Raw genomic sequence first — 12,692 nt, forward strand, 5'->3', positions numbered from 1 at the left:
CTGACGGGCACGATGGCGGCGGCTGTCCTGGCCGCCAGCCAGGCGAGCGCGGCCGATGTCGGCGCCTGCCTGATCACCAAGACCGACATCAACCCCTTCTTCGTCAAGATGAAGGAAGGCGCGTCGGCCAAGGCCGATGAGTTGGGCATCGATCTGTCGACTTACGCCGGCAAGGTCGATGGCGACCACGAAACCCAAGTCCAGGCGATCGAAACCTGCATCGCGTCCGGCGCGAAGGGCATTCTGCTCACCGCGTCCGACACCAAGGCGATCGTGCCGGTGGTCAAGAAGGCGCGCGATGCCGGTCTGCTCGTCATTGCCCTCGACACTCCGCTCGATCCGATCGACGCCGCCGACGCGACATTCGCCACCGACAACTTCAAGGCCGGCGAGCTGATCGGCCAATGGGCCGCGGCAACCCTCGGCGACGGCGCCAAGGACGCCAAGATAGGCTTTCTCGATCTGACGCCGAGCCAGCCGACGGTTGACGTCCTGCGCGACCAGGGGTTCATGACCGGCTTCGGCATCGACACCAAGGATGTCAACAGGATCGGCGACGAGGACGACCCGCGCATCGCCGGCCATGACGTGACCAATGGCAACGAGGAGGGCGGCCGCAAGGCGATGGAAAACCTTCTCCAGCGCGAACCGGGTATCAACGTCGTCTACACGATCAACGAGCCGGCAGCTGCCGGCGCATATGAAGCGCTCAAATCCTTCGGCAAGGAGGGCGATGTGCTGATCGTTTCTGTCGACGGCGGCTGCCCGGGTGTCCAGAACGTCAAGGAGGGCGTCATCGGCGCCACCTCGCAGCAATATCCGCTGCTGATGGCCTCACTCGGCATCGAGGCGATCAAGGCCTTCGCCGAGAGCGGCAAGGTGCCGGAGCCGACGCCCGGCCTGAACTTCTTCAACACCGGCGTCACTCTCATCACCGACAAGCCGGTCGAGGGAGTCGATTCCATCGGCTCGGCCGAGGGCCTGGAGAAGTGCTGGGGCTGAACCCGCCGCGGCCGGCTTCCGTTCGGCTAGGAGGCGGCCACGCGGCCGCCTCTTCAACAAGAGGCCTTCGTTTCCAGTCGGAGGCTTTGACCGCGAGGAGTCTTGTGGTCAAAGTGCCGGGGAAGGCCGGGAGGAATGCTCATGAGCGATCTGTCGGGCCCGAGCTCGGGCAAGCACGATTTCGAAAGCGCGCTCGCGGACAGCGATACCAGCATCGCCGCCTTCGAAAGTCATCAGAAGAGCTTCTTTGATCGCCTGCAGCATTTCCTGCATGGCAACCCGACCATGGTGCCGGTCATCGTGCTTGCCGGCAGCGTGATCGCCTTCGGCTTCATCGCCGGTGAAAACTTCTTCAGCGCCTTCAATTTGTCGCTGATCATGCAGCAGGTGTCGATCATCGGCATTCTGGCTGCCGCCCAGAGCCTCGTCATTCTCACCGCCGGCATCGACCTTTCGGTGGGCGCGATCATGGTGCTGATGTCGGTCGTTATCGGCAATCTTGCCGTCAAGCTCGGCGTGCCGGCGCCGTTCGCCATCCTTGTCGGTTTCGCCGGCGGGGCTGCTGCCGGCTATCTCAACGGCACCTTCGTCACCCGCGTCCGGCTGCCACCGTTCATCGTCACCCTGGGGACGTGGAACATCTTCTTTGCGTTGACCCTGTGGCTGTCGGGTGCGCAGTCGATCCGCAGCCAGGACATCGATGCCACTGCACCTTTGCTGAAGTTCTTCGGCGACAGCTTCCGGGTCGGCGGCGCGCAGTTCACCTATGGCTCGATCCTGATGGTCGTCATTTTCGCCGTGCTCTGGTACCTGCTCAACCGGACGCCCTGGGGGCGCCATGTCTATGCGGTCGGTGACGACAAGGAGGCCGCCGAGCTTTCCGGCATCCGCACCGATCGCGTGCTGCTGTCGGTCTATGCGCTGGCCGGCCTCGTCTGCGGGATTGCCGCCTGGGCGGCGATCGGCCGCGTCGGCTCGGTGTCGCCGCAGAGCTTCCAGGAGGCCAACCTGCAGTCGATCACGGCGGTGGTGATCGGCGGCATCTCGCTATTCGGCGGTCGCGGCTCGATCGTCGGTCCGCTGGTCGGCGCGCTGATCGTCGGTGTCTTCAATTCCGGGCTGCGCCTGGCCGGCGTCGACGTGCTCTGGCAGGTCTTCGCGATCGGCTGGCTCACCATTATCGCGGTCGCTCTCGACCAGTGGATCAGGAAGCTTTCGTCATGACCTTGGAACCGATCCTGAGTGCGCGCGGACTGGTCAAGCGCTATGGACGCGTCACCGCTCTGAACCAGGCTGATTTCGACCTCTATCCCGGCGAGATCCTTGCCGTCATCGGCGACAACGGTGCCGGCAAGTCATCGCTGATCAAGGCTCTCTCCGGAGCGGTCAGGCCCGACGAGGGTGAGATTCGCCTCGAAGGCCGCCTAGTGCATTTCCAGTCGCCCATGGCGGCGCGCGAAGCCGGCATCGAGACGGTCTACCAGACCCTGGCCCTGTCGCCGGCACTGTCGATCGCCGACAACATGTTTCTGGGTCGCGAACTGCGCAAGCCGGGTTTCCTCGGCCGCTGGCTCAAGCTGCTCGATCGCGCGGCAATGGAAAAGATGGCGCGCGAAAAGCTGTCCGATCTGGGCCTGATGACGATCCAGAATATCGGCCAGGCGGTCGAAACGCTCTCGGGTGGCCAACGCCAGGGCGTGGCGGTCGCGCGCGCCGCGGCATTCGGTTCGAAGGTCATTATCATGGACGAGCCGACGGCGGCCCTCGGCGTGAAGGAAAGCCGCAGGGTTCTCGAACTGATCCTCGATGTAAGGTCGCGAGGCCTGCCGATCGTGCTCATCTCGCACAACATGCCGCATGTTTTCGAGGTGGCCGACCGCATCCATGTCCACAGGCTCGGACGCCGCCTGTGCGTCATCGATCCCAAGGACTATTCAATGTCGGACGCGGTCGCCTTCATGACCGGCGCCAAGGAGCCACCACGCGAGGCGCTTGCTGCCTGAACGGCGCGCCGGTCGCGAAGTTCGCGGCCGGCCGATGCCTACTGCACCAGCACGGCGCGGCCGCAAGTGACGCCGGTGACCATGATGTCGGCCTCGCCCAGACGCACGCCGAGGACGGCGAGGACGTCTGCCAGCAGGCTGTCGATCGCCGGCGTCGCCGCGGTCAAGGTCGTGGCGAGTGCGCTGCGGACCGCGCCCGAAAGGCCGAGGTCGAGCCCGACGATGCTGACTGTGACATCGAGATCGCCGATCAGCGATGCGGCAAGCGAGGTTGTCACATCCGTCGTGGCGACCGTCTTGATCCTGCCTGCCCGGATATCGGCGGCACTGAACTGAAGCCTCGTCGGCGCGCGATTGGCGACTTCGGCGCGTGCGCTGCCATCGACCTTGATCAGCGGCGTGTCGACGATCCTTGCCTTGCCGAAAACGGGTGGGCGGGTCGTGTCGGCGAAGGCGGCGGGCGTGGCTTGGCCAAGAGTCAATGACGCAATCCCGGGGCGCGCGTCGATCGTCACCTGGGCACTGGACACCTTGCCGTCGGTGCAGGTGACGCGTTTGAGTTCCGCTTCCGCCTGCGCCATCTCCACATAGACCGGCAGGCGTATGGCGAGCCCCGAAAGGACGCCGCTGCCACCGATGTCGATGTCGATCCGCGCGCGCAACTGTGCCGTCCGCACCATTGTTCCGCGCTCGCCAAGCGCGAACCAGACACTATCTTGCATCGGCTCGCCGATCACGACGGTCACCCGCGCCGTGGCAAGTCCCGGCACCGTCGCTCCAAGATCGACCGCCAGCTGATTGGCGCCGTTGGCCGCGACCAGGCTGGCAAGGATGAATTCCATGACGCCGACGGTTGCGTCGAACGCGCCGGCACCTTGACCAATGCCGAGATAGGCGGCCTGCCCCAGGTGCAGCACGTGAGACAGGGGTACCGACAGACGTGAGGCCGCGTCGGTGTCGTAGCGGGCGAGTGCCGCCCTGAGCCCTGGCGAAGACTGCCCGGTTGCCGCCGCCGCTGCGGTGACGTCGGCGAGCACTACCTCGGCGTCGAGGAGGTCCTCGTAGGTGCCGGCCTGCAAATCGAGCTCGGTCGCCAGCGCATCGAGGAACCCGAACAGCGAGACGTCGGCGTCGACGAGCGCCTCGTAGTCCATGACCGTCAATCCGATTTCGTTGCCGGTGAGGGCCCCGAGCAGGCTGTTCAGGACGCCGCCTTCCAGGCGCGCCAGCCGCGAGCCGATCGAAATGGCGGCGCGCGGCGTGGCCGACGCGACCGATGCGACGGCAATGCGCGGCTGTCCGGCCAGGATTTCGCCGAAATGGCGCGCCCCGTCCCTGGCGATGGTGACGCGGACGGCATTGGTATCCGATCCCCCGGGCTGGAAGCGCTGGCCTGCAGGGGTCGACCCGTCCGCCTCGTAACGGCCGGTCTCTATCGTGACGAGGTTCTGGCCCGCCGCCGGGGTGAGCGGGTCATAGCCGGGACCGAGGACCGTGAGCGGGCCCAGACGGTTGTCGCGCAGCGAGGCAAGAACGGCCTCCTCGGCGCGGTCGATATGGGCGGCGCCGGCGATCGCCGAGATGTCGGCGAGCGCCTGCACCTGGCGCTTCTCGTTGTACAGCGAGCCACCGTCGATGGCGATGGCGGCGAGCGCCAGCGCCAGCGGTGCCATGAAGGCGCTCATCGTCGCCAGGTTGCCGCCGCGGTCGGCGGCAAACAACCGCAATCTCTGCTTGAGCTGTTCTTGTCCGGGGGTCGTCATGTCAGAGTCCTCCCATCCGGATGGTCGAAATCCGCCGCATCTCCGCCGGCGGCAACGGCAGGCCTTTCATGGCCGCCCAGACCGGAAGGCTGTGCGCGTCGTAACGCAGCGTGACCGTGAACTGGTTGGGGTTGAGCGGGTCTTCGGCGATGTCGAAGACGAGATGAACGCGCTGGATGAACGGATAGGCGTCGGCGTTGCGCTCGATGAACAGGCTCGCCAACGCTCGCCGCTCCGCTGAATCGACGCCTGCGATGGCCGTGCGGGTGGCATCGGCGGCAAGCTGCTGCAGGGAATGTGATGCGGCCAGATAGATGCCGAACGAGATCATGCCCATGATGAGGAGCAGGAACAGCGGTGCGAGGATGGTGAACTCGACCGCGGTCGCCGCCGAGCGATCGGCCTTCAGGCGCGCCCATGTCGCGGGTCGGAACGACGTCATCATGGCGTCATTTCACGCTACAACCCAATGCCAAGCGGTCAACCGATGATACACGTAAAAATTGCAGGGGCTTGTAGCTTTGAGCAGCGCCGGTTGGCGGGAGCCTTGGCTGGCGGGACTCGGCAAGCCTTTCCGCGGGTGAACCGGGTGCCGCTGCGCGCGGTGCAGATGACGTCAGCCGGCTCGACAAGGTCTATCGGGACAAGCGCGTGACCTGGCGCGATGTCGATAGGAGGCCTAGGGGCCGCTGAGCCGGTTCAAGGCCTGTCGGGCCGCTTCGCTCCGGGTCCCCAAGTCTTCGGATCCGGCAATCCCACAGACGACCATGCTTCTTGCAAAACCCGCGACTCGGAGCAGGTGGTTCGAGGAAGGTCGTCGAGAATCTCAAGCCACGGCATTCTGCTTTCGATCCCCCCGTGGACGGCGGGCGGGAAATTCTGCGGCTCGTCGAGGCTTGCCGTGAAGACAACCAGATAGGCCGCAGGTCGCGGCGCGGTCAGTCGGTAGGTCAGGCTCGATCCACAATCAGGGCAGAAGCCACGTTGCGCAATCGGCGAGGATGCATAGTAGCGCGGGGCGGCCGCCGAGAAGTGAACGGCCGATGCTGGAAACGCAGTCCAGGTGCTCATTGCCGAACCGGTGAGCTTTTGGCAGATGCGGCAGTGGCAGTAACCGGTGCTGATGGCCGGCATGCTGATTTCGAAACGTATCGAGCCGCACAAGCAGCCGCCCTTGATCAGCTTGCTGGAGAGCATCTCCTGGTCGAAGTCAAACAGGCCCTGCGCCGCCGTGCCGCGTCCACTCTTGTATATCCGGATCGGAGCGTCAGTCTCTTTGAGTCTCTTGTAGCCGAGTTCCTCGAACGCGAGCTCGATTTTGTCTCGAACCTGCGCCATGACCTCACCGGATATCGCTATGCCGCCGGGATCTGCATAGGCTTGAAGCCGGGCAGCAGCATTGACACCATCGCCAAGGAGGTCCGTTCCCTGCAGCACGACATCGCCGACGGACACGCCGATGCGCAGACGCAGCGGGGTGGGATCGCCAGACCTGTGTGCGTCTAGAGCCGCCGACTTTTGAATCCCGATTGCGCAGCTCACTGCTTCAATGGTGCTGGAGAACTCTGCCAGGACACCATCCCCCAGCGTCTTAAAAATCCGACCACGATGCGCTTCGATTTGGATGGTGATGACGTCGTCCACCATCCGCTCCAGTCGGGTCAATGTTCCTTCCTCGTCATCGGCCACAAGTCCCGAGAAACCAACGACATCTGCAGCCATTATGGCGGCGAGTTTGCGCTCCATGACAGTACTCCCCTGATGAAGAGTAGCCGGGGCTGGTTGGCGAATCCATTGCCCGACATCCAACTGGGAGAACCGCTCACGATCGGTCAACCAATGGCGGAAAGCCGGCTCAAATCCAAGCTCACAGACACCGCTCTGCTGCCCGCTTTGCAGTGGGCTTTGAGACGTAAGTCAGAACTTGTGGCGGATGTATGCCGAGCAGGGGCTCTCAGGTTTTAGACAATTCAAGAGCCTTGGCCAATCTGCCTCTTATCCGCGGTTGCTTGGAGGCGGGCTCGCGAGAAAGCATGACCGGTACCCGACCCGCGGGGCTCATTGTCACTCGTACGCGATAGTCGATATGGCTTCCGCCCGGGACCACGACGGCCTGGTCTTTCAGCAGACGTGCTATTGCCGTCTTGATGACGGAACTCGCAAACCAACCGCCGGGACAAACGCGCGGACCGCCTGAAAACGTCGCCATCTCGTAGGCTTTGGCGTGCCAATTCAGCCAACGCTCTGGGCGGAACCGCCTCGGCTCCTCATAGACAGCCGGATCCCGATTGGTCACAAATGGGCTGAGCACGGCACGCGTTCCGGCCGGCACGGTAATGCCGCCCACTTCTGCTTCATCCAATGCTACGCGATATTGCAGCGGAACAGGAGGCAGTATCCTGAAGCTCTCTGAAACCACCGCGTTCAGATAGGGCAATCGCGATATCGACGCGTAGGAGATTGGGGCGCCGCCGATGTTGGAGCGGATTTCGTCAATCAAGGTCTTCTGTTTGTCGGGATGGAGAGCAAGCAACACAAGCGTCCATACGAGGGCATTCTGGCACGTTTCGTAGGCGGCACCGAACAGTGTCGGAACCTGGTTGATGAAAACGCCGTCGTCGGGCGGTTTGCCCGAGGAGGTCGGGCTGTTGACTAGGAGGGCCAGAAGGTCGTTAGGGTCATGGTTCCCACGCTTGCTTGACGCCCATCTTGAAATGGCTTCGGCGATGCCTTCGGCCTCCCGCAAAAACTGGCGATACGGCGTACCGGGTAGATCAATCCGCAAAGCCGCGCCGAGCGACATGCTTATCGACAACCCGCGTGTGATCCGGTTCGCGACCGGGCATGCGACGTCACGGTCGGCACCAAACAGCAGGTCGATGGCGAGGTGCTGCATGAGCTCCTGTGATTGCGACCAAAGGTCAAACTCGGCCCCGCTCGGCCACCCGCTGATCTCGCGGTCTGCGATATCCATGATTTGCTCGCCGCGTGCCTCCAAGCGGCTTTTCCTTAGCGGTGGCATGAGGACTCGGCGGTAATATCGCTGATCCGGACCGTTCATTTGAACCAGGCCGCGCCCGAGCCTGCGTGACACATGTCCCTTCTTGCCCGCAGCCGTAATATTGACGGTTCTCCACAATTCGGGCTGCCCCAGGATGGCCTGATTGTGGCGTGCGCCTACGGCAATGAGAATGGTTTTTGGAATCTTGGGTGCAAGCCGTCGGATGGTGGAAACAGGCGGTTCTATCCGGACCAGCGAACCATGCCGCGACACAACGTCGGACGCCGTCGACAGGGGATCCCTGACAAACCGACCACACCAAAGCAGCGCGGTCGCCCCCGCGATACGACGGCCCATCGCTGTTTCCCCGCCCCGCGCGTCACCACACGATGCCACCGCCGGGATTTTCGAACACGCTTATCTTTCAGGCTACTTGAACCGTGCAGCACATTCAAGATCGTTGATTTCGCCTGGATGAACGTTTGACTGAGCAAGACTGCAGGAACTAGCCAACGGATGAAGAAAATGATTCGGTTGCCTGTGATGATTCAGGACTGAGATCATGGCGGGACATCGCCGGTTCGCACCGTCCACCAGATAAGCGACGCCGAGCACGGCGCGGTTGCCAGCAGTGCAACACGGGATCAGTTGTGCGGCCAGCACTGCCGGCCGAAATGGCGGATGAAGATCACGCAGAAACTGCTGACCGCCGCGCGGCGCATGACGATCCGTCGGCTCGACAAGGTCTATCGCGTCAAGCGCGTCACGTGGCGCGACGTGGTCGGGCGGAGAGGCCAATCATTGCGAAGCCTCTGCGGGAGGCCGGAATAGCGCCTGTCGCGAATGGGCTATGTCATTGGAAAGACTGGTCGGAGTGGCAGGATTTGAACCTGCGACCCCCTCGTCCCGAACGAGGTGCGCTACCAGGCTGCGCTACACTCCGCAAAACCAGACCGGCGGTCTATAACGTTGGTGCCGCCATCCTGCAAGCAAGAAACCGTGTCAGTTTCGCGCTTCTTTCGCGACCGTGCGGCGTGCGCGAACGGTTCGCCATCGACCTTTGCGCCGAAGGTCGCTAGGGACTTAAGCCGACAGTAAGCGATCCCGGCTAGGGTCGTGGGACACCATCCGACCGGAGCTCAGTCAGCCGTCATGATGAAACCGCTCGCCGCCGCGAAACCCAACACCTTTGCCTTCGAAACCAGCGCCGTCGTGAAGGCGACCGGCTTTCGCGAATATGACGCGAGATGGTGGTTCGGGCATCCGGCGTCGGACAAGGAGCCGGAGATCAACCTGATCGGCATCCAGCACCTCGGCATGGGGATCGGCACGCTGATCCAGCGGCTCGGTGCCGGGCCCGACATCGTCGTCGGCCATGATTTCCGCTCCTATTCGCTGGCGATCAAGCTGGCTCTCGTCTCCGGCCTGCAGGCGGCGGGCGCGCGCGTCAAGGATATCGGGCTGGCGCTGTCGCCAATGGCCTATTTCGCGCAGTTCGCGCTCGACGCGCCGTCGGTGGCGATGGTGACGGCCTCTCACAACGAAAACGGCTGGACCGGGGTGAAGATGGGCGCGGCGCGGCCGCTGACCTTCGGGCCGGACGAGATGAACGCGCTGAAGGATATCGTGCTCGGCGGCGATTTCGATCTGGCCGGCGGCGGCAGCTACAGCTTCGTGCCCGATTTCCGCGACCGGTATGTCGCCGACCTGGTCGATGGCGTGCGGATCGGGCGCAAGCTCAAGGTGGTCGCCGCCTGCGGCAATGGCACCGCCGGCGCCTTCGCGCCGGAGGTGCTCAAGCGCATCGGGTGCGAGATGGTCGAACTCGACTGCGAACTCGACCATTCCTTCCCGCGCTACAACCCCAACCCCGAAGACATGAAGATGCTGCACGCCATTCGCGACGAGGTGCTGCGCACCGGCGCCGATGTCGGGTTCGGCTTCGACGGTGACGGCGACCGCTGCGGCGTGGTCGACAACGAGGGCAACGAAATCTTCGCCGACAAGGTCGGCGTCATGCTCGCGCGCGACATATCGAGCGAGCATCCGGGTTCCCGTTTCGTCGTCGACGTCAAATCGACCGGGCTGTTCAAGACAGATGCGGCGCTGAAGGCCAACGGCGCCGAAACCGACTACTGGAAGACCGGGCATTCGCACATCAAACGCCGCGTCAAGGAACTGGACGCCATCGCCGGATTCGAGAAGTCCGGCCATTTCTTCTTTAATCCGCCGATAGGCCGCGGCTACGACGACGGGCTCGTGACCGCCATCGCCATCTGCCACATGCTCGACCGCAACCCGCAAAAGACGATGGCCGACCTCTATCGCGACCTGCCGCACACCTTCGGCTCGCCGACCATGTCGCCGCACTGCGCCGACGAGGAAAAATACGGGATCGTCGATGAGATCGTCGCTTCGCTGCAGGAACTCAGCAAGGGTGGCGGCGAATTCGCCGGCCAGCCGATCGCCGATCTGGTCACGGTCAACGGCGTTCGGGTCACCAACGAGGACGGCACCTGGGGCCTGATCCGCGCTTCCTCGAACAAGCCGGAGCTTGTCGTTGTCGTCGAAAGTCCGGTCTCGGACGAGCGCAAGCGTCAGATGTTCGAAGCCCTCGACGCCGTGCTGCGCAAGCATCCGCAAGTCGGCGAATACAACCAGACGCTCTGAGGGCGGAGACCGGCGATGGCGGCCAGGATCGTCAGCTATGTGATGAGTGGCGGCGTGGGCTCGCGCTTGTGGCCGCTGTCGCGCGAGGACAATCCGAAGCAGTTCCATGATCTGTCGGGCGGCGGCTCGATGCTGGCGCAGACGTTGCGACGGCTGAAAGCGGGCGGCGACGGCGCATGGCCGGTCTATCTGATCGGCTCCGAGCGCCATGCCGAGCGGCTGCGCAACGATCTGGTCGATATCGAACTGTCGGGCGGGCGGGCGATTTTCGAGCCGGTGGGGCGCAACACTGCGGCGGCGGTGGCGGTTGCCGCGTTGCAGACACTGGCAGCGCATGGCGACGAACTGGTGCTCGTCGTGCCCTCCGACCATGCCATCACTACCGACGCCGACTTCTGGGCGACGGTTGAGGCGGGCGCGGATGCTGCGGCGGCCGGACGGCTGGTCGTTTTCGGTGTCAAGCCTGACCACCCGGAAACCGGCTACGGTTACATCGAGGTGGCGGCAAGCGAAGGCACCGCCAGCGATGTGCTGCGCTTTGTCGAGAAGCCGGACCTCGAGACTGCGCGATCCTACCTAGAGGCGGGGAATTTCTTCTGGAACACCGGCATCTTCCTCTTTCGCGCAGGCGCCATGCGCGACGCTTTTCTGGCATTGCAGCCGGAGATCTGGCAGGGCGCCGAGCGGGCGCTTGAGGAAGCCACCTCCGACCTATCCGGCATCTATCTGCCGCTTGCTGTCTACGAACAGGTACCGTCGATCTCGGTCGACTATGCGATCATGGAGAAGGCGAGCGGCATCGCCATGGTGCCGGCCGGCTTCCGCTGGAACGACCTCGGCTCATGGCAATCGCTGCTCGACATCGGCGAGACTGACGGTAACGGCAACGTCGTCATCGGCGACGTCCTGGCTTTCGATACGATTCATTCCTACCTGCGCTCCGAGGGCCGGCTGCTGTCGGTGATCGGCATGAAGGACGTGGCGATCGTGGCCACCCAGGATGCGACCTTCGTTGCACCGATCGCCGAAAGCCAGAACGTCAAGAAGGTCGTCGAGCGCCTGGAACAGAGCGGCCGGCTCGAAACGCGTTTTACGCCCGCCCATGACCGGGTGCTGGTCGCCGGGGCGCACCGTCGCCGCGTGTCCCACTGGCTGTTCGAGGAGACGCTGCCGCTCTGGTCGACAGCCGGCATAGACCGGCGCCACGGCGGCTTCCACGAAGCGCTCGATTTTGCCGGCAAGCCGCTGGCGCGGCCGAAGCGCATGCGCACCATGGCGCGGCAGGTCTACGCGTTCGCGGTCGCGCGCGCCCGCGGTTGGCAGGGGCCTGCCGACGAGATCATCGCGCACGGCATCGACTTCATCGCGACCAGGGGCCGTAGCGACAATGGTGGCTGGGTGCGGGTGCTCGACGTCGACGGGAGCGTCGTCGACCCTGTCGAAGACGCCTATGACCATGCTTGCGTGCTGCTGGCGCTGGCGCATGCGCATCTGTCGGGCAACCCCGATGCGGAGCGGTTGGGGCGCGAGACCTTCAGCTTCGTCGACCGTCATCTGGAAGACGAGCGCCTGACCGGCTTCCTAGAAGCAGCGGGCGAGCGTGGGGTGCGCCGTTCGAACCCGCATATGCACCTGCTCGAGGCCTTCCTGGCCTGGTACGACGCGACCGGCGAGCGCGCGCATCTGCGCCGCGCGTCGCGCATCATCGACCTCTTTCGTCACCGCTTCTTCGATCCGGACAGCTGGACGGTCGGCGAATATTTCAACGATGATTTCACGCCGGTGGCAGGCGAGAAGGGCCAGTGGACCGAGCCCGGGCATCATTTCGAATGGGCCTCGCTCCTGGTGGATTTCGCCGACAAGACCGGCCAGTCCGATCTCGTCGGCATGGCACGCAAGCTATATGCCTCGGCGGTCGCCAATGGACTCAACCGTTCGACCGGGCTTGCCTATGGGGCGGTGTCACGCAGCGGCATGCCGCTCGATCTCGTGTCGCGTTCCTGGCCGCAGGCGGAAGCCATCAAGGCGGCGATGGCGCTTGACGGCGCGGCGGGGCCGGACCTGAAGCCGGAGGTCGAGGCGCGTGTCGGGCGGCTGTTCCGCTGGCACATCGACCCGGCCCCGACCGGTCTCTGGATCGACAGGGTCGACGAGAAAGGCCGCTCCGTAGCGTCCGAGGTCCCGGCCAGCATCTTCTACCATCTGGTCTTCGCGCTGACGCGTTATCTCGACAAGACCGAAGCCGCCGGCTGA

The 12,692-nt window shown here is 64.1% G+C and carries 10 protein-coding genes and 1 tRNA gene; 6 read left to right on the forward strand and 5 right to left on the reverse strand.

Annotation, left to right across the window (positions count from 1 at the left end):
• The first annotated feature begins 12 nt into the window (after positions 1–12).
• The 3 genes from FQ775_RS01925 to FQ775_RS01935 all read left to right on the forward strand — a co-directional run bounded on the left by FQ775_RS01925 (position 13) and on the right by FQ775_RS01935 (position 3,005).
• On the forward strand, positions 13–1,002 hold the full coding sequence (locus FQ775_RS01925) for a sugar ABC transporter substrate-binding protein (protein ID WP_146301945.1): 990 nt from the start codon (positions 13–15) through the stop codon (positions 1,000–1,002).
• Between the two features lie 141 nt (positions 1,003–1,143).
• Positions 1,144–2,226: an ABC transporter permease gene (locus FQ775_RS01930; RefSeq protein WP_146299700.1), complete on the forward strand. Its 1,083-nt coding sequence runs from the start codon at positions 1,144–1,146 to the stop codon at positions 2,224–2,226.
• On the forward strand, positions 2,223–3,005 hold the full coding sequence (locus FQ775_RS01935; RefSeq protein WP_146299701.1) for an ATP-binding cassette domain-containing protein: 783 nt from the start codon (positions 2,223–2,225) through the stop codon (positions 3,003–3,005). Before FQ775_RS01930 ends, FQ775_RS01935 begins: the two co-directional genes overlap by 4 nt.
• A gap of 38 nt (positions 3,006–3,043) precedes the next feature.
• On the opposite strand, the gene FQ775_RS01940 is transcribed toward FQ775_RS01935, so the two are convergent.
• The 4 genes from FQ775_RS01940 to FQ775_RS01955 form a co-directional block, all read right to left on the reverse strand.
• Positions 3,044–4,768 carry a TadG family pilus assembly protein gene (locus FQ775_RS01940; protein ID WP_146299702.1) on the reverse strand — a complete coding sequence of 575 codons (1,725 nt, stop codon included), beginning with the start codon at positions 4,766–4,768 and terminating at the stop codon, positions 3,044–3,046.
• 1 nt (position 4,769) lies between these two features.
• Entirely contained in the window at positions 4,770–5,213 is a 444-nt protein-coding gene (locus FQ775_RS01945) for a TadE/TadG family type IV pilus assembly protein (protein WP_246730245.1), read from the reverse strand.
• 254 nt (positions 5,214–5,467) lie between these two features.
• Positions 5,468–6,514, reverse strand: a complete 1,047-nt coding sequence (locus FQ775_RS01950; protein WP_146299703.1) for a GFA family protein — start codon at positions 6,512–6,514, stop codon at positions 5,468–5,470.
• Between the two features lie 208 nt (positions 6,515–6,722).
• Positions 6,723–8,126, reverse strand: coding sequence for a cytochrome P450 (locus FQ775_RS01955; RefSeq protein ID WP_146299704.1), 1,404 nt, complete (start codon positions 8,124–8,126; stop codon positions 6,723–6,725).
• A gap of 324 nt (positions 8,127–8,450) precedes the next feature.
• On the opposite strand from FQ775_RS01955, the gene FQ775_RS01960 reads away from it, so the two are divergent.
• Positions 8,451–8,600 carry a hypothetical protein gene (locus FQ775_RS01960; protein ID WP_167812738.1) on the forward strand — a complete coding sequence of 50 codons (150 nt, stop codon included), beginning with the start codon at positions 8,451–8,453 and terminating at the stop codon, positions 8,598–8,600.
• Positions 8,601–8,635: 35 nt separating this feature from the next.
• On the opposite strand, the gene FQ775_RS01965 is transcribed toward FQ775_RS01960, so the two are convergent.
• Positions 8,636–8,712 (reverse strand) — tRNA-Pro (locus FQ775_RS01965).
• A 209-nt stretch (positions 8,713–8,921) separates the two neighbouring features.
• On the opposite strand from FQ775_RS01965, the gene FQ775_RS01970 reads away from it, so the two are divergent.
• Both FQ775_RS01970 and FQ775_RS01975 read left to right on the forward strand, forming a co-directional pair.
• Positions 8,922–10,439, forward strand: a complete 1,518-nt coding sequence (locus tag FQ775_RS01970; protein WP_146299705.1) for a phosphomannomutase/phosphoglucomutase — start codon at positions 8,922–8,924, stop codon at positions 10,437–10,439.
• A gap of 15 nt (positions 10,440–10,454) precedes the next feature.
• The gene (locus FQ775_RS01975; protein WP_146299706.1) at positions 10,455–12,692 is read left to right on the forward strand and encodes an AGE family epimerase/isomerase; all 2,238 of its coding nucleotides are present in this window, start codon (positions 10,455–10,457) and stop codon (positions 12,690–12,692) included.

The sequence above is a fragment of the Nitratireductor mangrovi genome, from assembly GCF_007922615.2.
GTDB lineage: Bacteria > Pseudomonadota > Alphaproteobacteria > Rhizobiales > Rhizobiaceae > Mangrovimarina > Mangrovimarina mangrovi.